The 22,932-nt window shown below is 68.2% G+C and carries 21 protein-coding genes; 8 read left to right on the forward strand and 13 right to left on the reverse strand.

Annotated elements, in window-relative coordinates:
* Positions 1 to 267 precede the first annotated feature (267 nt).
* The 5 genes from AC10V3_RS33790 (at position 268) to AC10V3_RS33810 (ending at position 4,896) form a co-directional block, all read left to right on the forward strand.
* Positions 268 to 1,791: an NCS1 family nucleobase:cation symporter-1 gene (locus AC10V3_RS33790; protein ID WP_022539769.1), complete on the forward strand. Its 1,524-nt coding sequence runs from the start codon at positions 268 to 270 to the stop codon at positions 1,789 to 1,791.
* Between the two features lie 47 nt (positions 1,792 to 1,838).
* Positions 1,839 to 2,573 carry an aspartate/glutamate racemase family protein gene (locus AC10V3_RS33795; protein WP_490923965.1) on the forward strand — a complete coding sequence of 245 codons (735 nt, stop codon included), beginning with the start codon at positions 1,839 to 1,841 and terminating at the stop codon, positions 2,571 to 2,573.
* A gap of 34 nt (positions 2,574 to 2,607) precedes the next feature.
* Positions 2,608 to 3,597, forward strand: a complete 990-nt coding sequence (gene puuE, locus AC10V3_RS33800; protein ID WP_022539771.1) for an allantoinase PuuE — start codon at positions 2,608 to 2,610, stop codon at positions 3,595 to 3,597.
* An 88-nt stretch (positions 3,598 to 3,685) separates the two neighbouring features.
* Positions 3,686 to 4,495: a GntR family transcriptional regulator gene (locus AC10V3_RS33805; RefSeq protein ID WP_041681871.1), complete on the forward strand. Its 810-nt coding sequence runs from the start codon at positions 3,686 to 3,688 to the stop codon at positions 4,493 to 4,495.
* Between the two features lie 47 nt (positions 4,496 to 4,542).
* Positions 4,543 to 4,896: a hypothetical protein gene (locus AC10V3_RS33810; RefSeq protein WP_022539773.1), complete on the forward strand. Its 354-nt coding sequence runs from the start codon at positions 4,543 to 4,545 to the stop codon at positions 4,894 to 4,896.
* A gap of 8 nt (positions 4,897 to 4,904) precedes the next feature.
* Here AC10V3_RS33810 and AC10V3_RS33815 read toward each other — a convergent pair whose 3' ends face one another.
* The 6 genes from AC10V3_RS33815 to AC10V3_RS33840 all read right to left on the reverse strand — a co-directional run bounded on the left by AC10V3_RS33815 (position 4,905) and on the right by AC10V3_RS33840 (position 9,984).
* On the reverse strand, positions 4,905 to 5,420 hold the full coding sequence (locus AC10V3_RS33815) for a hypothetical protein (RefSeq protein ID WP_022539774.1): 516 nt from the start codon (positions 5,418 to 5,420) through the stop codon (positions 4,905 to 4,907).
* A gap of 310 nt (positions 5,421 to 5,730) precedes the next feature.
* Positions 5,731 to 6,111, reverse strand: coding sequence for a DUF427 domain-containing protein (locus AC10V3_RS33820; protein ID WP_022539775.1), 381 nt, complete (start codon positions 6,109 to 6,111; stop codon positions 5,731 to 5,733).
* Between the two features lie 132 nt (positions 6,112 to 6,243).
* Positions 6,244 to 6,768, reverse strand: coding sequence for a gamma carbonic anhydrase family protein (locus AC10V3_RS33825; protein WP_022539776.1), 525 nt, complete (start codon positions 6,766 to 6,768; stop codon positions 6,244 to 6,246).
* Between the two features lie 34 nt (positions 6,769 to 6,802).
* Complete coding sequence (locus tag AC10V3_RS33830; protein WP_022539777.1) at positions 6,803 to 7,792, reverse strand: Bug family tripartite tricarboxylate transporter substrate binding protein; 990 nt, start codon at positions 7,790 to 7,792, stop codon at positions 6,803 to 6,805.
* Positions 7,793 to 7,867: 75 nt separating this feature from the next.
* A complete protein-coding gene (locus tag AC10V3_RS33835) occupies positions 7,868 to 9,028 on the reverse strand; it encodes a CaiB/BaiF CoA transferase family protein (RefSeq protein WP_022539778.1) in 1,161 nt (386 codons plus the stop codon).
* Positions 9,029 to 9,036: 8 nt separating this feature from the next.
* The gene (locus tag AC10V3_RS33840) at positions 9,037 to 9,984 is read right to left on the reverse strand and encodes a hydroxymethylglutaryl-CoA lyase (RefSeq protein WP_022539779.1); all 948 of its coding nucleotides are present in this window, start codon (positions 9,982 to 9,984) and stop codon (positions 9,037 to 9,039) included.
* Positions 9,985 to 10,197: 213 nt separating this feature from the next.
* Between AC10V3_RS33840 and AC10V3_RS33845 the strand changes: the two genes are divergently transcribed.
* Together AC10V3_RS33845 and AC10V3_RS33850 are read left to right on the forward strand one after the other, a co-directional pair.
* Positions 10,198 to 11,163, forward strand: coding sequence for a LysR family transcriptional regulator (locus AC10V3_RS33845; RefSeq protein WP_022539780.1), 966 nt, complete (start codon positions 10,198 to 10,200; stop codon positions 11,161 to 11,163).
* A gap of 135 nt (positions 11,164 to 11,298) precedes the next feature.
* Positions 11,299 to 11,991: an SDR family NAD(P)-dependent oxidoreductase gene (locus tag AC10V3_RS33850; protein WP_022539781.1), complete on the forward strand. Its 693-nt coding sequence runs from the start codon at positions 11,299 to 11,301 to the stop codon at positions 11,989 to 11,991.
* A gap of 189 nt (positions 11,992 to 12,180) precedes the next feature.
* On the opposite strand, the gene AC10V3_RS33855 is transcribed toward AC10V3_RS33850, so the two are convergent.
* The 7 genes from AC10V3_RS33855 to chrA all read right to left on the reverse strand — a co-directional run bounded on the left by AC10V3_RS33855 (position 12,181) and on the right by chrA (position 20,910).
* Entirely contained in the window at positions 12,181 to 14,601 is a 2,421-nt protein-coding gene (locus AC10V3_RS33855; RefSeq protein WP_022539783.1) for a penicillin acylase family protein, read from the reverse strand.
* Positions 14,602 to 14,731: 130 nt separating this feature from the next.
* Positions 14,732 to 16,321: a sulfite reductase subunit alpha gene (locus AC10V3_RS33860; RefSeq protein WP_022539784.1), complete on the reverse strand. Its 1,590-nt coding sequence runs from the start codon at positions 16,319 to 16,321 to the stop codon at positions 14,732 to 14,734.
* Positions 16,318 to 17,325, reverse strand: coding sequence for an FAD:protein FMN transferase (locus AC10V3_RS33865; RefSeq protein WP_022539785.1), 1,008 nt, complete (start codon positions 17,323 to 17,325; stop codon positions 16,318 to 16,320). Before AC10V3_RS33865 ends, AC10V3_RS33860 begins: the two co-directional genes overlap by 4 nt.
* 12 nt (positions 17,326 to 17,337) lie before the next feature.
* Positions 17,338 to 18,180, reverse strand: a complete 843-nt coding sequence (locus AC10V3_RS33870; RefSeq protein ID WP_022539786.1) for a DUF4198 domain-containing protein — start codon at positions 18,178 to 18,180, stop codon at positions 17,338 to 17,340.
* A gap of 19 nt (positions 18,181 to 18,199) precedes the next feature.
* Positions 18,200 to 18,724: a DUF2271 domain-containing protein gene (locus AC10V3_RS33875; protein WP_022539787.1), complete on the reverse strand. Its 525-nt coding sequence runs from the start codon at positions 18,722 to 18,724 to the stop codon at positions 18,200 to 18,202.
* Positions 18,725 to 18,770: 46 nt separating this feature from the next.
* Complete coding sequence (locus tag AC10V3_RS33880; RefSeq protein WP_022539788.1) at positions 18,771 to 19,427, reverse strand: PepSY-associated TM helix domain-containing protein; 657 nt, start codon at positions 19,425 to 19,427, stop codon at positions 18,771 to 18,773.
* Positions 19,428 to 19,686: 259 nt separating this feature from the next.
* Positions 19,687 to 20,910, reverse strand: a complete 1,224-nt coding sequence (gene chrA / locus AC10V3_RS33885; protein WP_041681872.1) for a chromate efflux transporter — start codon at positions 20,908 to 20,910, stop codon at positions 19,687 to 19,689.
* 353 nt (positions 20,911 to 21,263) lie between these two features.
* On the opposite strand from chrA, the gene AC10V3_RS33890 reads away from it, so the two are divergent.
* The gene (locus AC10V3_RS33890) at positions 21,264 to 22,820 is read left to right on the forward strand and encodes a methyl-accepting chemotaxis protein (RefSeq protein ID WP_022539790.1); all 1,557 of its coding nucleotides are present in this window, start codon (positions 21,264 to 21,266) and stop codon (positions 22,818 to 22,820) included.
* Positions 22,821 to 22,932 lie beyond the last annotated feature (112 nt).

Raw genomic sequence — 22,932 nt, forward strand, 5'->3', positions numbered from 1 at the left:
GGTTCAACGGCGACATGTCACCAGCAGCGAGAGCCGTCGAGCATCGACCGACGCATGCCGCAGGCACCAGCCGCCAACGCCTCCCCCCTCTTCAGGGAAATCGAATGTTGACAATCAAGAATCCATGATCTACAACATCGTCTACACATACACGAATTTTTGTAGACAATTTAGTAGACAGTACAACAACCCACTCAAGGCGCACAAAAGAGCCACACGGCCGCACGTTCGCCTATCGTCAAGACAACCATCTGCCAGGAGACTCAGATGATGCAAACGAGCGCCACGCCAACCGACGCGCCAGACGTGCAAGCCGGGCACGCCCCCCACGGCAACGCCCTGATCAAGCCGAGTTACGACGACCGCCTCACCAACGAAGACCTGGCCCCCCTGCGCAAACAAACCTGGGGCACCTACAACATCTTCGCCTTCTGGATGTCCGATGTGCACAGCGTTGGCGGCTACATCACCGCCGGCAGCCTGTTCGCGCTCGGCCTGACGAGCTGGCAAGTGCTGGTATCGCTGCTCGTCGGCATCCTGATCGTCCAGTTCTTCTGCAACCTGGTCGCCAAGCCCAGCCAGGTGACCGGCACGCCCTATCCGGTGATCTGCCGCGCGTCGTTCGGCGTGCTCGGCGCCAACATCCCCGCCGTGATCCGCGGCCTGATCGCGGTGGCCTGGTACGGCATCCAGACCTATCTCGCGTCGAGCGCCTTCCTGGTGCTGGCGCTGCACTTCTTCCCGGCACTTGCGCCCTATTCCGACGTCAAGCTGCATGGCTTTGCCGGCCTGTCCACGCTCGGCTGGGCCGCGTTCATGGTGCTGTGGGTGCTGCAGGCGCTGGTGTTCTGGACCGGCATGGAAACCATCCGCAAGTTCATCGACTTGGCCGGCCCGGCGGTGTACGTGGTGATGATCGCGCTGGCGATCTGGCTGGTCAGCAAGGCCGGCTGGGAGAACGTCAACTTCACGCTGAGCTTCATCAAGTACACCGGCTGGGAAGCGGTACCGGTGATGCTGAGCGCGATCGCGCTGGTGGTGTCGTACTTCTCTGGCCCGATGCTGAACTTCGGCGATTTCTCGCGCTATGCCAAGGACTTCAAGTCGGTCAAGCGCGGCAACTTCTGGGGGCTGCCGGTCAACTTCCTGGGCTTCTCGCTGCTGACTGTGATCACCACCTCGGCCACGCTGCCGGTGTTCGGCAAGCTGATCACCGACCCGGTGGAAACCGTCAGCCATATCGACAGCACCTTCGCCATGCTGCTGGGCGCGTTCACCTTCATGACCGCGACCATCGGCATCAATATCGTCGCCAACTTCGTCTCGCCGGCGTTCGACTTCTCCAACGTATCGCCCAAGCACATCAGCTGGCGCACCGGCGGCATGATCGCCGCGGTGGCATCGATCTTCATCACGCCCTGGAACCTGTACAACAACCCGGCCGTGATCCACTACACGCTCGATGTGCTGGGCGCCTTTATCGGGCCGCTGTTCGGCATCCTGATCGCCGACTACTACCTGGTGCGCCGCCAGCACGTGGAGGTCGACGACCTGTACACGCTGAGCCCGCGCGGCCGCTACTGGTACCGCAACGGCTTCAATCCGGCAGCGGTGGCCACCATGATCCCGGCCGCAATCATCCCGATCCTGTGCGTGGTAGTGCCCGCGTGGCAGCCTGCGGCCAACTACAGCTGGTTTATCGGCATGGGTATCGCGCTGGTGCTGTACCGCCAGCTGGCGCCGCGCATGATGGCTGCCCACTTCGGCAACCGCGCCGCCAGCCAGGCCTGATCCCGACCGCCCCATCCATTCGACCGCACCTTCGCAGAGCCGCGTCCATGAAGCTGAAGATCATCAATCCCAACACCACCCAGACCATGACCGAGAAGATCGGCCAGTGCGCCGTTGCCGTGGCGGCGCCGGGCACGCGCATCAGCGCGGTCAACCCGCGCATGGGACCGGCCTCGATCGAGAGCCACTATGACGAGGCGCTGTCCGTGCCCGGCATCCTCGACGAGATCCTGGCCGGCGAGCAGGAAGGCGTGGACGGCTACGTCATCGCCTGCTTCGGCGACCCTGGGCTGTATGCGGCGCGCGAGGTGGCGCGCGGGCCCGTGATCGGCATTGCCGAGGCCGCGATGCATATGGCCAGCATGGTCGGCAGCAGCTTCAGCGTGGTGACCACGCTGGCGCGCACCTGCAATATCGCCTGGCACCTGGCCGAGCGCTATGGCATGGAGCGCTTCTGCAACAACGTGCGCGCCTGCGACCTGCCGGTGCTGGAGCTGGAGCGCCCGGGCTCGGACGCGCGCCGCATCATCACCGAGGCCTGCCGCCGCGCGCTCGCCGAAGACCGTAGCGAATGCATCGTGCTCGGCTGCGCCGGCATGACCGACCTGTGCGACGAGATCGCCGACGCCATCGGCGCGCCGGTGATCGATGGCGTGGTGTGCGCGGTCAAGATGGCCGAGGCGCTGGTCTCGGTGCGCCTGGCCACCAGCAAGCGCGGCGACTGGGCGCGGCCGCTGCCCAAGGCGTACGCCGGCATGCTGGCGCCTTATGCGCTCAACTGACCTTCTTTCGACCCCCTCTTCCTGCCAAAGCAATATGCTCCAGCCACGCTACCCACGCGACCTGATCGGTTACGGCGCGCAGCCGCCACACGCCCGCTGGCCCGGCGGCGCCCGCATCGCCGTGCAGTTTGTCCTCAACTATGAAGAAGGCGGCGAGAACTGCGTGCTGCACGGCGACGCTGCCTCCGAACAGTTCCTCTCCGAGATCGTCGGCGCCGCGGCCTACCCCGACCGCCACATGAGCATGGAGGGGATCTACGAATACGGCTCGCGCGCCGGCGTCTGGCGCATCCTGCGCGAGTTCGAGAAGCGCGGCCTGCCGCTCACCATCTTCGGCGTGTCGATGGCGCTGCAGCGCCATCCTGAACTGACGCGCGCCTTTGTCGAACTGGGCCATGAGATTGCCTGCCACGGCTGGCGCTGGATCCACTACCAGGGCATCGACGAAGCCACCGAGCGCGAGCATATGCGCATCGGCATGCAGATCATCAAGGAGCTGACCGGCGAGATGCCGCTGGGGTGGTACACCGGCCGCGACAGCCCGAATACGCGCCGGCTGGTGGTCGAGCACGGCGGCTTGCTGTACGACTCCGACTACTACGGCGACGACCTGCCCTTCTGGACCGAGGTGGAAGTCACCAGCGGCGAGAAGAAGCCGCACCTGGTGGTGCCGTACACGCTGGACTCCAACGACATGCGCTTTGCCACGCCGCAGGGCTTCAACACCGGCGAGCAGTACTTCCAATACCTGAAGGATGCGTTCGACGTCCTATATGAGGAGGGCGATCCCGGTGGCCTGGACAGCCCGAAGATGCTGTCGATCGGCATGCACTGCCGCCTGCTCGGCCGGCCGGGCCGCTTTCGCGCGCTGCAGCGCTTCCTCGACTATGTGCAGGGCCATGACAAGGTGTGGATCTGCCGCCGTGTCGAGATCGCGCGGCACTGGGCGCAGGCGCATCCGTGGCAGCCGGCGAGCCGCGCGGATACCGTCGGCAAGCTACGCGAGGAAGCCGCCGCGGCCTGATAGCGCCGTGCGCGTCGCCATATTTGTGTACGATATAGCCGGATTTCGTCGCCAGTTCCGGCGACAGGCTGAATGTCCGTACCCTGATATGGCAACCACATCGAAGAAGGCGGCGCCCGACGCGGCAGCCAGGGCGCCGCGCCGGCCCGCAACGAAAGCCCCGGCCAGGGCCGCAACCAAGGCCAACAATGCCGCACCGGATGAAGCCGCGGGCACAGAGGCCAGCGAAGCCTCCGCCACCGAGGCCATCTACCTCGGCCTGCTGACCGCCATCATGGAGCACCGCCTGCTGGCCGGCACCAAGCTGGTGGAAGAACGCCTGTGCGAAGTCACCGGCGCCAGCCGCGCCCGCATCCGGCAGGTGTTCGCGCGCCTGGCGCATGAGAAGCTGGTCACGCTGGTGCCCAACCGCGGCGCCTTCGTTTCCAGCCCCACGGTGGACGAAGCGCGCGAGGTGTTCCAGGCACGCCGCGTGGTCGAGCCCGCGCTGGCCGCCGAGCTTGCACAACGCGCCACGCCGGCCAAGGTGCGCAGCCTGCGCCGCCATGCAATGGAAGAGGACAACGCGCGCGGCCGTGGCGACCGCGCCGCGATGATCCGCCTGTCCGGCGAATTCCATATCCTGCTGGCCGAGATGGCCGGCAATGCGATCCTGGAAAAGCTGATCCGCGAGATGGTCTCGCTGACCTGCCTGATCATCACACTGTATGACCGCCCCGGCGCCCCCGCCTGTGCCGAGCACGAGCACCGCCAGCTGATCGACGCGATCGAACAGCGCGACGCCGCGCGCGCCAGCGCGCTGATGGCCGAGCACCTGGAACACATCGAAGCCTCGCTCGACCTGAGCATGCCCGACAGCGGCGCGCCGGATTTCTACAGCATCTTCAGCAAAGGCTGATCCGCACTAGACTGCATCCAACGCCACCGCCGACCCGGAGACGCGCCATGGATGCAGCAGAACCCGCCACCCCACCCGCCACGCCGGCTCCGCAGGTGGTGCCCAACGGCTATCGCCAGGGCATCATCACCGCCATCACCGTGCTGTTGGGCTTCTCGCTGGCGTTCTGGCGCTTCTGGGGCTTCGAGACCCCTGGCCACTGGAACCTGCGCGCGCTGTTCGCCGCGGTCTCGCTGCTGGCCGCTGTGTCGCTGCAGATCGTCGCGCTGTTCCGCGCGCTGCGCATCGAGGACGACGCCGTCGAGGAATACCGCAAGACGGTGCGATGGTTTATCGCCTCGGCCGTGGCGCTGCTGGTCGGGCTGGGCGTGGCGATGATCGATGCGGCGCTCGCACCGTAAGAGATTTTTCAGGCGATGCGCCCGGGGAAAGTCCTCATGCCAGCCTCCGGCTCACGTTGCAGGAAGCGGACCTGCAACACGGCACCCACCAGGAACACCACGAACAGCACGGCGACGATCGCCTTGAGTTCGGGTGCGTCGGCATTGGCGAACACCGGGTTGCCCACCGGCAGCCGCCTGCCGGTCTCGGTCAGCGCGGGGATGAAGTGGAAGAACACCGTCAGCGACAGCGCCACCACTTCGATATAGCGGCCCGGGCGCCCGAACGAGCCGCGCGCCGCATACGCCGCCACGTCCAGCACAAACAGCGTGATGACACCGAGCACATGCGGCATGCCGACACCGCCATGCTGGAAGATGCCGAAGGCAGTCAGGCAACTCGCCGTGGTGCCGATCACGTAGCTGAAGCCCAGCGCGCTGCTCACGCGAATCACTCCCGTGCGCCACAACGACACCAGGCCGCACGTCAGTGCCGCGATGCTGATCAGGGTATGGACGAGGCCAAGCTGCGTGAGTCCGAGCATGATGGTGCCTCCCGGGCGGTTGGCGCTGCGATGCAGGACAAGGCGTGGCGGCTCGCGGCGTGAACGGTATCCGCCGGGGGGTGGCGGGCCGCTGCGGGAAGACTTCATGAAAGGCCATGCCTCGCGGAAATGCAAGCATGGCAACGGCGTGCATGCCACGTGTGCTTCAACGGTGCCAATACGGGCTTGCGCATGACGCCGGAGTCCGCTGCGAGGATGCGGCCGTAAAGACGATAGCAGTGCACTGCGGATGAGGGAACGACAGGTTTCGCGGATGGATATGCCGCCCTGCGTGGCGGCACCCTGCGTGCTAGCGTTGGAGGATTTCGATGCTGTCGACCCGGTCCGGATAGAAGGCCAGGTGCGATGCGATCGCGGCCACCGCGTCGTAAGGAGTCTCGTAGCTCCACACCGCATTGCGCGAGCGCTCGCCGCCGGCGGGGATCGAGAAATAGCTGCAGTCGCCTTTGTACGGGCAGTAGGTCGCGTGTGTGGTGCGTTCCAGCTGCGCCATGTCGACATGCTCGCGCGGGATGTACTGCACCGGCGTGTAGTCGGCCTCGCGCAGCGTCAGCGCGGCATCGCTGTCGGCCACGGTAATACCGCCGACCTTGACCACGATCCGGCCGGAGGTCGGCGTGACAGTGATGGGATGGTCGGGGCCGGGGATCCTGACTGGCTTGTCTGGCATCGTCGTTCTCCTGTGTGGCGTGGCGGCGATCCGGTGGATGCCGCGACGGGTGAATGCAGGACGATTCTAGGCGCCGCGCGCATTGGCTGCACGGCAGCGCCCCGCTGCCTCAAAAGATATGCCGGATGCCCATCAGCCGATCTTCTCGAGCGCCACCCGGTACTGCGCGGCACGGCGGACATAGTCCTCGGCATTTGCGCGCAGGCTCTTCACTTCGTCATCGGTCAGTTCGCGCACGGCCTTGGCGGGCGAGCCCAGGATCAGCGAGCGCGGCGGGAACTGCTTGCCCTCGGTCACCAGTGCGCCGGCGGCCACCAGGGACTCGGCGCCAATCATCGCGTTGTTCAGGATCACCGCCTGGATGCCGATCAGCGCGCCGTCACCGACGGTGCAGCCGTGCAGCATGGCCTGGTGCCCCACGGTCACGCCGGCGCCGAGCGTCAGCGGGCAACCGGGATCGGTATGCAGCACCGCGCCTTCCTGCACGTTGCTGCCGGCGCCGATGGTCACGGGCTCGTTGTCGGCGCGGATCACGGCACCGGGCCAGACCGAGACGTTATCGGCCAGTTCGGCGCGGCCGATGATGGTGGCTTCGGCAGCGACAAAGGCGCTGCCGGCGATGGCGGGCGCGAGCTCGCCAAGCTTGTAGAGAGTCATGTTGTGGATAGTGTGGATGGATGCGTGCGGTGCGCTATTCGACCTTGACGTTGGCCTTCTTCACCAATGCGGCGTAGCGCGTGGCCTCGCTGCGGAAGAAGCTGGCCGCGGCTTCGGGCGTGCCGGGTTCGATCACGGTGCCTTGCTTCTTCATCGCCTCGAGCACTTCGGGCGAGGTGAAGGCCTTGGCAAAGGCATCGTGCACGCGCTTCACTTCCGCGGGCGGCATGCCGGCCGGGCCGACCACGGCGAACCAGCCCGCGACGTTGTATCGGGGCAGCCCTTGCTCGGCGATGGTCGGGATCTCGGGCGCGGCCGCGGTGCGCTTGTCACCGCACAGGCCGATGGCGCGCAACGTGCCCGCCTTCAGATGCGGAGCCACGGCATTGAGCGCAACCACGCCCATCTCCACCTGGCCTGCGATCAGGTCGTTCAGCATCGGCCCGGTGCCCTTGTACGGCACGTGGCGCGCACTCACGCCCGCCTCGTCGAGGAACATCTCGCCGGCCAGGTGGATGATGGTGCCGTTGCCCGACGAGCCATAGTTGTAGCCGTCAGGCTTGGCCTTGAGCAGCGCCACCAGTTCCTTCACGTTCTTTGCCGGCACTTTCGGATTGACCACCAGCACCAGCGGCGTGGCGCCGATCACACTGATCGGCGTGATGTCGCGGATCGCATCGAACGGCATCGAGCGGAACACGCTGGGATTGATCACGTGGTTGTTCGAAACCAGCCCGAGCGTGCTGCCATCCGGCTGCGCCTTGACCACCGCCGCGGCGCCGGTGATGCCGCCGGCGCCGGGCAGGTTCTCGATCACCACCGGCTGGCCGAAGGCCTTGCCCAGTGCCGGGCCGGCCGCACGGGCGATGGTGTCGACGCCGGAGCCGGCGCTGATCGGCAGGATCAGGCGCACTGGCTTGCCGGTGCCGCCCTGGGCCAGGGCTTCGAAGCCAGGCACGGCCAGCGCAGTGGCGAACACGGCGGCCAGCGCCACTCCAGACTTGAGAAGGGTACGGCGTTGCATGAGGTTGTCTCCGTATCGTTATCGTGATGTCGTTTTGCGGGCTGCCGCTGTGGCGCGGCATGCCCGTCGTGCCATTCAGCCAACGCGGCCCTTGCCGAGCTGCGACAGGATCTCTTCGTTGTGCTCGCCGGCCCTGGGCAGCGGTCGGCGCACGCCGGGGCGGCGCCCGCCCATCAGCAGCGGCAGCAGCACCGTGGGCGTGGTCGAACCATCGTCGGCCTGCATCGGCACCAGTCCGCCGCTGGCGAGCAGGTGCGGATCGTCGAGTAGCTGGTCCGGGCGCACGATCGGCGCGTAGGGGATGCCGGCGGCTTCGAGCTTCGGCGCCAGTTCGTCGGAGCGATGGTGGCGCAGGATCGCGCCCAGCTCTGCGAGCAGTTGCGGGCGCACGGCCACGCGTGAGGTATTGGTGGCGTACTCGGGCTTGCCGAGAAGCTGCGGGTGTTCGAGCACCTGGCACAGCGTGACGAACTGCTTGTCGCTGACCGCGCCGATAAAGAGCTGCTCGTCCCCGGCCAGCGTGAACACGTCATACACGCTCCACGCCGAGACGCGCGACGGCATCGGCGGCGGCGCCTCGCCGGTCATCGCGAACTGCTGCATATGCTGCGAGGCCAGGAACACGCAGTTCTCGAACAGCGCGCTCTGGATCTCCTGGCCGCGGCCGGTGCGGTCGCGTTCGCGCAGCGCGGCCAGCACGCCGATGGCGCCGAACATGCCGCCCATGATGTCGTTGACCGAGGTGCCGGCACGCAGCGGCCGCCCGCTGGGGCCGGTCATGTAGGACAGGCCGCCCATCATCTGCACGACTTCGTCCAGCGCCAGCCGGTTCTCGTACGGGCCGGGCAGGAAGCCCTTGTGCGAGACGTAGATCAGGTGCGGGTAGTCGCGCGACAGCGTGGCGTAGTCCAGCCCCAGTTTCTGCATCAGGCCGGGACGGAAGTTCTCCAGCAGCACGTCGCTCTGGCCGGCCAGCTCCGCGGCGGCGGCGCGCCCCTCCTCGGTCGTGATATCGAGCACCACGCTCTTCTTGTTGCGGTTGAAGGCGCGGAAGAAGCCGATGCCCAGGCCCGGCAGGTTGCGGGTCTTGTCGCCGCCGGGCGGTTCGACCTTGATCACCTCGGCACCCAGGTCGGCCAGGATCATGCCGCAGGTGGGGCCCATCACCATATGCGTGAATTCGACCACGCGGATGCCGGCGAGCGGCAGGGAGTTGCTGTTGCTGTCTTGGGTCATCTTGCGTCTCAGAAAGCGGCGCCAGCATGCTGGGCCGGGAAAGTCTTGGGCAGGCCGGCGCGCCACAGCGTGCCGTGCAGGGTTTCATCCTTGAGCCAAGCGGCGACGTCTTCACGCAGCGCCAGCAGGCGGGCGATGTCGACACCAGTGTCGATGCCCATGCTGCCGAGCATGTAGGCAAGGTCTTCGGTCGCAACGTTGCCGCTGGCGCCGGGCGCATGCGGGCAGCCGCCGATGCCGGCCAGGCAGGCATCGAAGCGCGTCACGCCCGCGTCCAGCGCGGCGTGGACATTGGCCAGCCCGAGTCCGCGGGTGTCGTGGAAATGGCCACACCAGAAGCGCTCGCCGGCGATCTCGACGGCGCGCGCGAACAGCTCGCGCACCATGCGCGGATCGGCATAGCCGACGGTATCGGCCAGGCTGACGCGGTCGGCGCCGGCGTCGAGCAGCGCCTGCATCAGGCGCAGCACCTCGTCGGGATCGACGTGACCTTGCAGCGTGCAGCCGAAGGCGGTGCCGACGCCGCCTTCGATCAGCGTCCTGGCGCCGCTGGCATCGCGCGCCGCGCGGATGCGCGCCACTTCGGCCACCACCTCGTCGGGCGTCTTGCGCAGGTTGGCCAGGCTGTGCGCATGGCTGGCCGACAGCGGTACGATCATCAGGTCGGCGCCGCTGGAGAGCGCATCCTGCGCACCGCGCAGGTTGGGCACCAGCACCGAGACGAACAGGCCGGGCAGCGTGCGGGCGAAGGCCACCAGCTCGGCGGTATCGGCCAGTTGCGGCAGCAGGCGAGCGGGCACGAACGAGCCCACTTCCAGCTCGCGCAGGCCAGCGGCGTGGGCGCCGCGGATCCACGCCTGCTTGCTTGCGGTGGGCAGGATGGTGCGGATGCTTTGCAGGCCGTCGCGCAAGCCGACTTCGCGGATTACGGCATGGCGGGGGATAGGGGCGGTCATGGTTTGGGGCTTCGGGAAAGGCCCCGCGGAGGAGGCGACGGAAGAACTCTATGAGTTTCTGGCGACAAGCTGAAGCGGTGATTTATGCACGATAACGTTCCGAATCGGAAAGTCTCTAAAGCGCCACTGCCATACCTGCGGGAATTCCCGAATGAGCCGATAAAGCACCCATATCGCGGCTACCATTCCATTCCGGAAACACCGACGCCCCCAATGCGAGATCTCGACCTCACCACGCTGCGCCTGTTCGTCGCCGTCTGCGAAACCCGTAATATGGCGCGCGCGGGCGAGCAGGAACATATTGTCGCTTCCGCCATCAGCAAGCGCCTGGCGCAGCTGGAAGAGACCGTCGGCGCCACGCTGCTGGAACGCCGCCGCCGCGGCGTGATCCCCACGCCCGCCGGCGAGATGGTGCTGGCGCATGCGCGCGCGATGCTGGCCGCGGCGGATCGCGTGGCCCGGGACATGGCGGACTACGGCTCCGGCATCCGCGGGCAGGTGCGGCTGCTGGCCACGGTGTCGTCGATGGCGGAATCGCTGCCCGACGACATCGCCGCGTTCCTGCAGCAGCCGGAACACCGCGACGTGCGCGTCACCGTGGAGGAGAGCCTGAGCAGCGACGTGGTGCGCGCCTTGCGCGAGGGCTCGGCGCCGCTTGGCATCTGCTGGGATGCGGCGGACCTGGAGGGCTTCGAGACCCGGCCCTACCGCGCCGACCACCTGGCGGCGGTGGTGCACGCCGGGCATCCGCTGGCCGGGGCGTACGATTGCCTGTTCGAAGACACGCTCGGCTACGACCATATCGGCATGCCCGCCCAGACGGCGGTGCAGACCATGCTGACGCGCTATGCCGCGATCCTGGGCCGGCGCATCGCCTACCGCGCGGTGGTATCGACCTTCGACGCGGCGCTGCGCTGCGTGCGCGCGGAACTCGGCATCACCATCATCCCGGCCGAGATCGCCGCGCCAATCGCCGCCACCTTTGGCTTGCGCGTGATCCCGCTGCGCAATGACTGGGCGCGGCGGCGCTTTGCGATCTGCTTCCGCGACCTTGAGCTGCTCTCGCCTGCGGCGCGGCTGCTGGTGGCGTTTCTCGAACGGACGGCGGCGGCACCGGTGATCGCGGGCGTTGAGCCGGAAGCACCGCGACGCAAGCCACCACGGCAGCACAAGCCGTAAGCGCGCAACTTCCTGTGCGTTTCGAGGGTTAGCCCGGGGCAATTTCGCAAGCATATGTTGGTCGGCGTTTTGTAGACTGGCTTGCGTCTTTTCTGATCCGATCATGCGCGCCGCCATGGCGCAGGAGCCCCCAAAATGAACTTCAACGGCAAGAACGTATTGATCACCGGCGCGCGCGGCAACCTCGGCCGCGCGGTGGCGCAGGCTTTCGCCCAGGCGGGCGCGCGGGTGGTGCTGCTGGATCGGCATGCGGCCCCGCTGCCCGAGGCCGGCAACGGCCACGTGGCGTTGCAGACGGACCTGCTCGATGCCGCGCAGCTCGGACAAGCCGTGCAGCAGGCGATCCAGGCATGCGGGCGCATCGACGTGGTCTGCAACCTGGCCGGCGGCTTCGCCATGGGTCCGGCCGTGCATGAGACCGACGCCGCGGCCTGGGACCACCTGTTCGACATGAACGTGCGCACCGTGCTGAACCTGGCGCGCGTGGTGGTGCCGCATATGCTCGAAGCCGGTGGCGGCAGCATCGTCAACGTCGGCGCCAACTCCGCCGCGCGCGGCCTTGCCCAGATGGGCGCCTACTGCGCCTCCAAGGACGCGCTGGCGCGCGTGACCGAATCGATGTCGGCCGAGTTGCGCGACCGCGGCATCCGCGTCAACGCGGTGCTGCCCAGCATCCTCGATACGCCGGAGAACCGCCAGGCCATGCCGGATGCCGAGCACGCGCGCTGGGTCGGCCTGGATGCGCTGGCCGACGTGATCCTGTTCCTCGCGTCCGATGCCGCGCGTGCGGTGCAAGGCGCGCTGGTGCCGGTGGTCAACCGCGCCTGACGCGCGGCTTGCGCGCGGCGAGGTGGCGGCGGAGGCGTTGATGAAGATGTTGAAGTGAAGATGGCGCGCGTCGCCCGGCGCCGGTTTGCTCCCCCACCCCTCTCCCACGCGCGGGAGAGGGGTGCGTTTGCCTGGCGTAATGGCCCTCCCTGAATCGCATGAGCCTGCGATACGCCGGCATACGAAGACTCACTGCGGCACCAACTCCAGCCTCTCCCGACTCGCCTTCTCCACCGCCTTGCGCGTATAAACCAGCGGGAAATACTCCCCCTTGGCCCACAACGGCGCCAGGTCGCGATAGTGTGGGCTGGCCGGATTCCCCGACTGCCCCGGCGTATTGACCACGCGCGACGCATCCCAGTCGCCCACATCCAGCACCATGCGGAACGACGCCCCCGCGGTCAGCCGGAAGTCGGAATTGCGATAGCTGGTATTCATCGGCGTGAACGCCGAGCCGCCGATCGGTCCGGCATTCACGTTGTACTGCTGGCGCTCGGCATCCGTCAGGATCGGGTCCATCGGATGCGAGAACACCGCCGTGTGCAGCTTGCCCCATTGCCACGCGCGCGGATCGGGACCAAGCTTGCCCTCGACCTCGGCCATCGCCGCCTTCAGCGATTCGAGCATCACCGCATTGCGCCGCTCCACCGGCATCCACGGCCCCGGCTGCTCCAGCACCGCGAGCACGCGCGCGGCATCGCCCGCGCCAACCAGCCTGGCGGACTCCGGCGACAGCGACGCGTGCACCACCGCCGGCCGCAGGTGCTTGCTGAACCAGACCTCGAACAGCGCGGCCGCGGCGCTGTCGGCGCGCTCGTTGCCGTCCCAGCCGCGCAGCAGGTTGAGGCCGCGCGCCAGTTGCGCATCGTCGCTGCGCAGGTCCTTCACCAGCGCCACCACCCGCTGCGCCGGTATCGACACGGTGTCGTTCTGCCATGCCATCGAGTCCTGCACCGAGCTGCGCGGACTGGCGCCCACCACCGCCTTGAGCCGGCGCGCGCGCGAGCTGTCGCTCCATTCGTAGCCCACGCCCAGCTTGGCGGCCGGGTGCTCGGGCGGGATGTTGTTCTCGTTGGCGGTGACGATATAGCCTGGCGTGGGGTTATAGGCCCATGGCAGCTCGTCCATATTGCGGTAGCCGGCCCATTCGTAGCGCCCGTCGCCCGGCACCGGCGTCAGGCCGTCCCAGTTGGGCCGGTTCACGGTCAGCCCGCCCGGGACCCAGCCGATATTGCCGCCGGTGTCGGCATAGACCTGGTTCTCGCCCGGCGCGCCCCAGCGGTTCATGGCGCCGCGGAACTGGTCCCAGTTGCGCGCGCGCATATAGTCCATCGAGCCGAAGTACGGCGCCATGCCGTAGTCGAGCCACGCGGCGCGCAGCGCCCACGCCCGCGCGGCATCGGCGTGGAGTACCGGGCCGTGGCGCGTGAAGTCGATCGCGACCTTGCGCGGCGCGGACTCGCCCTTGACCGCGATCTCTTCGGTGACGGTCTCCATCGGCTCCCAGCGGCCCTTGTACTTGTATTCACGCGGGTTGGCCGGATTCAGCTCGTAGCCGTAGAGATCTTCCTGGTCCATGTAGAAGCGCGTCAGGCCGAAGGCGATGGTGCCGTTGTGCCCGATCGAGATGCCTGGCAGAAAGGGCTCGCCCGCGCCGATCACCGACATCCCCGGCGCGTTCAGGTGGCTGATATAGCGCAGGCTGGGCGCGCCGTGCGAGCGGTGCGGGTCGTTGGCCAGGATCGGGCGGCCGGTGGCGGTGCGCTTGCCGCCGATGACCCAGTTGTTGGAGCCGAGGCTGCGGCCGGTATCGCTGTTGGGATCGACCAGCGCGTAGAGCTGGTCGAGCGGGATGGTGCCGGCCTGTTCGGTGGTCCACGCCTCTTTCGGGAAGCGCGCGGCGGCGGTGGCCAGTTCATAGGCGCGGCGCAGTTCGGCCGCGGGCACCGTGCAGGGATCGAGGCCAGGGTTCAGCTTGGGCTCGACCGGCGGATCGAGTTCGCGGCGCAGCCAGTCGGCGCGCGCGGCCTCGTTCCTGGCCCGGCAGTAGAGCTGCGCGCGCTCGACTTCGCCGGTGAAGTTCAGCGTCAGGCCGTGGTGGCGGATGCGCACGATATCGTCGGCGCGCCAGCGCGCGGGCTTGTAGTTGAGCTTGCGGAATTCAGGCGGCAGCAGTTCGGGTTTCTGCTCGGTCAGCGCCACGTAGGCATTCACACCCGCCACGAAGGCCTCGGCCACGCGCTTGGCGTCGGAGCCGTAGGCGAGCCATTCGCGGTACATGTCGCCGCGGAACAGCACCGCGCGCGCCATGCGGTCGCCGTCGGCATAGGCCGGGCCGAAGTCCCTGGCCATTTCGCCGAGGCCGCGCTTGCGCCACAGGTCGATCTGCCACAGGCGGTCGCGCGCGGCCATGAAGCCCTGCACGTAGAAGGCGTCGTAGAGCGTACCGGCATAGATATGCGGCACGCCCCAGCGGTCGACCAGCACACTGGCGGGTTTTTCCAGGCCGGGTACAGCCAGGCGTTCGGCGCGGGGTGCCTGGGCCATGGCGGCCGATGTGGTGACGAGCAGGGCCAGCGCGGCCGCGATGCGGCGGGGGGTGCTTAACATCAATCAGGTCTCCTCGGTATTGTTGTTGGCTGCAGATGCTTTGCAGACCACACCGAAGATAGTGCATGCCCGGCCCGGGCGCGAGCCGCGCGGCCGATCTCCGCACGGCAGTTGCTTGCAGCTACGAGGTTTAGTAGACGTCGCGCCGGTAGCGGCCGTGGTCGGCCAGCTGGCGCAGTGTGTCCTCACCGAGGATCTCCGCCAGCGCGTCGTTGACGCCGCCGGCCATGCCCTGCAGGCTGCCGCAGACATAGATCGCCGCGCCGTCGTCGACCCACTGGCGCACCGCGCCGGCATGCGCGCGCAGCGCGTCCTGGACGTGGCGCAGCGCGCCGCCGTCGCGCGACCACACCAGGTCCGCGCGCTGCAGCGTGCCATCGGCCTGCCACGCGGCCAGCTCATCGGCAAAGAAACCATCGTGCTGCGCCGAACGCTCGCCGAACAACAGCCAGTTGCGCCGCTGTCCCGCCGCGGCGCGAGCCTTGAGATGCGCGCGCAGCCCGGCCAGGCCCGTGCCGTTGCCGACCAGGATCAGCGGCCGGTCGTCGGCCGGCGGATGGAAGCTGCGGTTGGTGCGGATGCGCAATGCGATGCGCGCCCCCGCTTGCGCATGGGCCGTCAGCCAGCCGGAGGCCAGCCCCAGGCGGCCATCGCCATGGCGGGTCTGCCTCACCAGCAGCTCGAGCGTGCCGTCCTGCGGCAGCGATGCGATCGAATACTCGCGGTGCGGCAGGGGCGACAGCACGTCCACCAGTTGCTGCGGCGGCAGGCCCTGCATCGCGGCAAAGTGCGGCTCGGGCAACGGCATGCGCGTGGCGAGCGCTTGGGCCAGCGTCATGGCGTGGCCATCGCAGCGCACCGGTGTGCCGCCATCCAGCGCGAGCCGCGCCAGCAGCCGCTCGACCTCGGCCGGTGCGTGGCAGGGGCCGACCTCGGCGAGGTCACCGGCCTGCCAGTCCAATGCGGCGCCTGCTTGCGGTGCCAGCGCGATATGGAAGGCCGGCGCGCCCTGGCTGCCCGGGTTCAGGTGACGGCGTTGCGCCAGCCGCCAGCTGCCGTAGCGCGGGCGTTCCCAGTCGGCGATCTCGGCGCCGCCGCTCAGCGCCGACAGGTGGTTCTGCCAGTGGCGCAGCGCGCCGGCATCGCCGTTGTCGACTTCGATCAGGTCGAACAGCGGCTGCGCGCGATGGCGTTGCAGCCAGCCGTCGAGCGCGTGGCCGAAGGCGCAGAAGCGTGCGTAGCTGCTGTCGCCCAGCGCCAGGATGCCGTAGCGCAGTTCGCGCAGGCCATCCGCGCCGGCCAGCAAGCGGCGCGCAAAGCCGGAAGCGCTGTCAGGCGCGTCGCCCTCGCCCGTGGTGCTGACCACGAACAGCGCCTGCCGGCATGCGGCCAGGCGTCTTGCATCGACCTCGGCCAGCGACAGCAGCTGCACCGGCATGCCCGCGCCCTGCAGCGCGGTGGCGGTCTGCAGCGCCAGTTGCTCGGCAAACCCGGTCTGGCTGGCATAGGCGACCAGCGTGGCGTCGTCCGCGGGGCTTGCCAACGCCGCCACGCTCGCGCGCCGCTGGCGATGGTGCGCGATCACCGCGCCGCAGAAGCCCGCATAGGCCGCAACCACACCGGCTGCCGTGACGGCGCGCGACGGGCCCAGCAGCGCCAGTGCCACGCCGCCGGCCACGGCGAGCCAGCTCGCGCCGGCGAAAGCGGAAGGCCGGCTCATGCCAGCATCGCGGCGAACGCCGGGGAAAGGTGTTCTTCGAAACCGTCCGGCGTGCGCACCAGGAAGCGCGCGGCGATACCGTGGCGGTGCGCGTGCACCATGCCGGCCTCGGGGCCGAGCACGGTCAGCGCGGTAGAGAGCGCATCTGCCAGCATGCACTGCGCATGCAGCACCGTGACCGAAGCGAGCGCGTGGCTGGCCGGATAGCCGGTGCGCGGATCGATGGTATGGGCGTAGCGCCGGCCGTCGCTGTCGAAGTAGCGGCGATAATCGCCGGAGGTGGCGACCGACAAGCCGTGCAGCGCGACCAGCGTCTGCCCCGCTGCGCCGGTGCCGAGCCCCGGCGGCGTTTCCAGCGCGACCCACCACGGCATGCCGTCGGGCTTGACGCCATGGCCGCGCAGTTCACCGCCGATCTCGGTCAGGTGGTGGTCCAGGCCTTGCTCGCGCAGGTAGCTCGCCACCGCGTCGACGGCAAAGCCCTTGGCGATGGCGCAGAAGTCCAGCGAGGCGCCGCCGGGCTGCAGCGCGCGCTTGCCTGCCCCATCGACTTCGATGCGCACCCAGCCGCAGCGGCCGCGTGCCGCCTGCACCGCGTCAGGCGATGGCGGCGCGCTACGCTTCGGCGCCGGGCCGAAGCCCCACAGGTCGACCAGCGGGCCGGCGCTCGGGTCATAGGCACCGCCGCTGTCGCGCGCCACCTGCAGCGCGCATTGCAGCACCGCGAAGCAGTCGTCCGGCAACGTGTGCCAGCTGCCCGGCGCGGCGCGATTGAAGCGGCTCAGGTCCGAATCCGCTTCCCAGTTGCTCATCTGCGCGACCACGCCATCGAGCACGGCCCGGATCCCTGCGGCGATGCGATCGGCATCAGCCGCCCGTAGCAACAACGCCGCCACCGACCAGGTCGTGCCCATGCTCTCACCGCACCAGCGGTGCAGCCGCACCTGCGCCGCGGGCGGCATCGGCGGCGCGGACAGCGCGACGGGAACGAGGACGCGGTTCAAACCGTCAGCCTCTTATTGCGGCAGCACTTCCATCGTCACCGCATAGACGGCGCGGCGCGACTTGGCTTGCTTGAAGGTCGCCTTGTCGTCGCGCACCTCGGCTTCCATCCAGTACATGCCAGGCGCCGGCCACTTGACGCTGAACTTGCCGTCGGCGTCGGTGGTGGCGCTGAACTCCTGCAGCTGGTCGCGATAGCGGATGCCGCCCGGCACCACCGAGACCTTCAGGTTGGCGGCGGGCTTGCCGTCGAGCAGCAGGCGGAAGCTGGCGGTTTCGCCCGCGACCAGGTCGTTCGGGTGCGTGATCGGCGCCAGCTCCAGGCCGCGGCCGGCGATGCGCAGGCCCTTGTCGCTGGGCTTGCCGGCGGTGACGAAGGACTCGATGCGGCCTTCGGCCTGCGTGACCTGCAGCTCCTGCGCGTTGGCCGGCACTTCCTTGGCGAAGTTCTCGGCCGTGCCGCGCCAGCGCTTGGTCTGGCCGTCGACCTTGTAGCTGGCGAAGAGGCCGTTGTTGACCACCGCCACGCGGTAGGTGCCCGGCTGGGTCAGGTGCAGGTCGAAGGTGCTGCGGTACTTGCCGGTGGCCGCGCTCTCGGCCTTGACGGCGCTGCCGTCGGGGGCGGTCACCTGCAGGTTGTCGAGCCGCATCGGCACGTGCTCGAAATAGAACAGGTCGTTGGAGACGGCGGCGTCCACGGTCACCCACGGATCGCTACCGGACAGCACGGTGGCCGACGGCAGCAGCCACTGGCGGTGCGCATGCGCGGCCAGCGGCGCCAGCGCGGCGAGGGCGAGCACGGCCACGCGGGTGGCCAGGCGGGAAGGAACGGCGGACAGGATCGCGGAAGGTTTCATCGTCGGGGCTCCGGGAGATTTACGGCTTCAGTTCGACGGTCACGCCGCCGAGTTCGTGTTCGCCCTTGGCGCGGGCGGTCTGCGCGGATTGCGGCGGCCAGGTGAACGGCACGCGCAGCAGCTCGCGCCCGCCCACTTCACGCGCGGCCTCCACCACTAGCTGGTAGTTACCCGCCGGCAGCTTGCCCAGCGGCGTCTTGCCGTCGCTGAAGCTGGCCGCGTGCTCGCCCGGCGCGCGCGTGGCGCCAGAGATGCCGTCGGCCGGCATATGCAGGTCGCGGCCGGCCTTGCGCCACCACTGGCGCATGTCCTTGAGCCACTTGGTGCCCTCGCCGTCCTTGAGCTTGCCGTCGTACCAGACCGCCAGCGTCTGTACGGGGCTCTGGTCGGCGCGCTCGACCCACATCGACACATAGGGGCGGTGGTATTCGGCCACGTTCAGGCGCGGGATTTCCACCTTGACGTTCAGGTCGGCGGCCATCGCGGGTCCCGCCAAGGGAACCGCGGCCATGCCGGTCAGGGTGACGGTGAGCAGTCGGCGCATATCGAAGGAACCTCGTCAGTGAGATGCAGGAAGAAGAATGGGTCGATCAGTGGATGAACAGGATGGCGAGCAGCAATGGCGCCACCAGCCCCAGCCCCACCAGCGGCCACGTCGCCACGCGTCCGCCCGCATGCAGCTTGAGCAGGAACAGGCCGGTCACGCTGAAGATCACGCACGCCAGCGCGAACACATCCAGGAACAGACTCCACGCGGCGCCGGTATTGCGGCCCTTGTGCAGATCGTTCAGGTAGGAGATCGCGCCGCGCGTGGTTTTTTCGTACTGGGCCTCGCCGCTGTCGAGCTCGACGCTGACCCAGGCATCGCCGCCAGGGCGCGGCAAGGCCACGTAGATCTCGTCCGCCGACCATTCGGCCTCGCGCCCGCGGGTGTCGACGTCCAGCGCCTGCGCCAGCCAGTCGGCCAACGCCGCGGGTACCGGCGCCTTGCGCTCGCGCGCCTGGGCGTCGCTGGCGGGCGCTTCGGCGCGCACCTTGTCGAGCACGCGCGTGGGCATGGTGGCGTGCCGGTTCTCGACCGCAAGCTTTGCCTCAATCTGCGCCGCATGGTTGAGCGTGAAGCCGGTGATGGCGAACAGCAGCATCCCGATCAGGCAGATCGCGGAACTGATCCAGTGCCACTGGTGGAGATGCTTGAGCCAGAAGGCGCGGCGCTGCTGGCCGGAAGCCGGCTGGGATTGGGTCATTGCGGTTGGTCGGCGGGCACGGTGCTGGCGCGGCCTGCGGCCAGTTGTTGCCTTTATGTCCTGGAAGCTCGGGCGCCGCCTTGCGCACCTGTGGCAGCAAGGGCTGTGTCATTGTTGTCACAATGATTGACGCAAGAGAGAAGGATAATCGTTCTCATTTGAATGCGCAAACGAATGGTGACCGCTCAACATTACAGCGCGTTACATGCCTTGCCGCACGCACCGCCGCCGCCGCCTCGTTAAGCGCGGCAGCCGAACGTCACAACCACGCCCCGGCCGCCCACCCCACCACGCCGCTCGCTACCACCACCAGCCACGGCGGCAGCTTCCACACCATCAGCGCGAGCAGCGCCAGCGCGACCAGCACGATATCGAGCGGCACCTGCACGGCGCTGGTCCACACCGGATCCCACAGCGCCGCCAGCAGCAGCCCGACCACACCGGCATTGACGCCGGCCAGCGCCGCCTGCGCGCGCCGGTTGCGGCGCAGGCTTTCCCAGAACGGCAGCGTCCCTATCACCAGCAGCGCGCCGGGCAGGAAGATCGCCAGCGTGCACAGCAACCCGCCGGCAAAGCCGGTCGGCGGCATCTGCATGGACGCGCCCAGGAAGGCGGCAAAGGTGAACAGCGGCCCCGGCATGGCCTGCGCCGCGCCATAGCCGGCCAGGAAGGTTTCCTTGCCGACCCAGCCCGGTGCCACCGCCGCGGTATCGAGCAGCGGCAGCACCACGTGCCCGCCGCCGAAGACCAGCGCACCGGCACGGTAGAACGCATCGAACATGCGCATGGCAGGGTCGGCGACGACCTGCGCCAGCAACGGGAGCCCGGCCAGCAGCACGGCAAACAGCACCAGCACGAGTGCGCCCGCCCGATGCGTGACCGCCATCCCCAGCGGTTCATGCGCGCCCGCCAGTGCCGGCCGCAGCAACGCGATCCCTGCGGCCGCCGCCGCGGCCATCACCGCCACCTGGGTCCATGGGCCAGGCAGCGCCAGCACGATGCCGGCGGCCACGATCATGATGGCGATGCGCACGGGCCCGGTACACAGGCTGCGCGCCATGCCCCACACCGCCTGCGCCACCACCGCCACCGCCACCAGCTTCAACCCGTGCAGCACGCCGGGCGCCGCGGTCATGCCGTAGTGAGACACGCCCAGCGCGAACAGGATCATGACGAGCGCCGACGGCAGCGTGAAACCGATCCACGCGGCAAGCGCGCCCGCATAACCGGCACGCGCCAGCCCCAGCGCGATACCGGTCTGGCTGCTGGCCGGCCCCGGCAGGCACTGGCACAGCGCGATCACGTCGGCATAGGCGGCTTCGCTGATCCAGCGCCGCCGGCGCACCAGTTCCTCGCGGAAATACGCCAGGTGCGCCACCGGCCCGCCGAACGAGGTCAACCCCAGCCGCAGGAAGACTAGGAACACGGCAAGCGGTCCGTCCTGTTGGCGGGTGTTATCGGAGGGGCTGGGCAGGGTAGCCATATCGCCTTTTGGAAGCATGGTTCAGTCAATGGGAACAACGCGCGATTCTGACCGATCGCGGTACAGGCGCGAAGCGCACATCACTCGCGCCGCACATGAAGCGATGCATACGGCACTCCGATGGCAGTTGTATTAAAGCCAATCAACCACAATGGCTTCATGGGCGGTATTACCCCAATTAAGTTAGTTTGCGCCCCCGCCGTTATGCCGCAGACGCACACCCATATGCCGCTGGCCCTATACCAGCCAGTGTCGCCGACAGTTGTCACCAATGAGTGACAGCGCGATGAGTGTCGCCGTGAGCATCACCGATAAGCCATGCGCAGTGCGCGGAAGAAGGAGGAGTGAACGCAATGTTGGACAACCTGAGCCTGAAAAAGAAACTGCTGTTGCCGCTGGTGCTGAGCTGGATATGCCTGCTCGGCATCACGCTGTGGAACGCCTGGCATATACGCGAGCTGCGCATGGAAGAACGGCGCCTGGACCTGGCCCACGTGACCGACACCGCCTACTCCGTGGTGGCCGAGTACGAGGCGCTGGCCAAGGCCGGCAAGCTGTCGCAGGACGAGGCCAGGCAGCAGGCCATCGAGCGCGTGCGCGCGATGCGCTTCGGCGCCGACGGTTATTTCACGCTGATGCGCTCCGACACCGTGGTGGTGATGCACCCGTTCAAGACCGAGATGAACGGCAAGAACATGTCGGACATGAAAGATCCCAACGGCGTCTACCTGTTCCGAGATATCGCCGAGATCGGCAAGGGCGCGGGCAAGGGCTTCGTCCATTACCTGTGGCCCAAGCCGGGCGCCGAGGCGCCGCAGCCCAAGCTGAGCTACGTTGCCAACTTCCGCCCGTGGGACTGGAACTTTATCGCCGGACTGTACCTGGATGACATCGACGCGGCGTTTCGCACCGAGCTGTTGAAGGCCCTCGGCCTGCTGCTCGGGGTCGGCGCACTGATGACGCTGGTGATGGTGCGCGTCTCCGCCAGCCTGCAGAAGCAGCTCGGCGGCGAGCCGGCCACCACCGCGCATATCGCCGGGCGCATTGCCGAGGGCGACCTCGCCGGCCAGGTGGAGGTGCGCCCCGGCGACCAGCACAGCATCCTCTTTGCGATGCAGCGCATGCAGTCGCGCCTGACCGGTGCGATCGGCAGCATCCGCGGCTCGGCTGATTCGATCGCGGGCGCGGCCAAGCAGATTGCCGCGGGCAACGCCGACCTGTCGCGCCGCAGCGAGGAGCAGGCCGCCTCGCTGCAGGAAACCGCCGCCAGCATGGAGCAGCTGACCAGCACCGTGCGCCAGAGCGCCGAGAACGCGCGCCAGGCCAGTCGGCTTGCAGAAGGCGCCTCCGACATCGCCGTGCGCGGAGGCACCATCGTCAGCCAGGTGGTCGATACCATGGGCGAGATCAAGGACGCCTCGGGCAAGGTGGTCGACATCATCGCCGTGATCGAAGGCATTGCCTTCCAGACCAATATCCTGGCGCTGAACGCCGCGGTGGAAGCCGCCCGCGCCGGCGAGCAAGGGCGCGGCTTTGCCGTGGTGGCCGGCGAGGTGCGCACGCTCGCGCAGCGCAGCGCCACCGCCGCCAAGGAGATCAAGGCGCTGATCGGCAACTCGGCGCAGCGCGTGGAAGATGGCGCGGTGCTGGTGGAGAGCGCGGGCAAGGCGATGGACGAGATCGTCGAGGCGGTCAAGCGCGTGACCGACCTGATGGGCGAAATGCGCGCCGCCACCGAGGAGCAGACCGGCGGCATCGAGCAGGTCAACCAGGCGGTGTCGCAGATGGACCAGATGGCGCAGCAGAACGCCGCACTGGTGGAAGAGGCCGCGGCCGCGGCGGCATCGCTGGAAGACCAGGCCGATGCCCTGCACCGCGCGGTCGGACAGTTCCGGCTGGCGGGGGCCTGAGCGCCGCCGGCGGCCCGGTGGACTTTGTTACATGCCCGTCATACACGCCGCGCCGCGGCGTGTATCATGAAGCGCAACCGGCCGCATCATGTGCGGCCGGCATCGATCCAGA

This window comes from Cupriavidus sp. PB-02 (assembly GCF_058252315.1).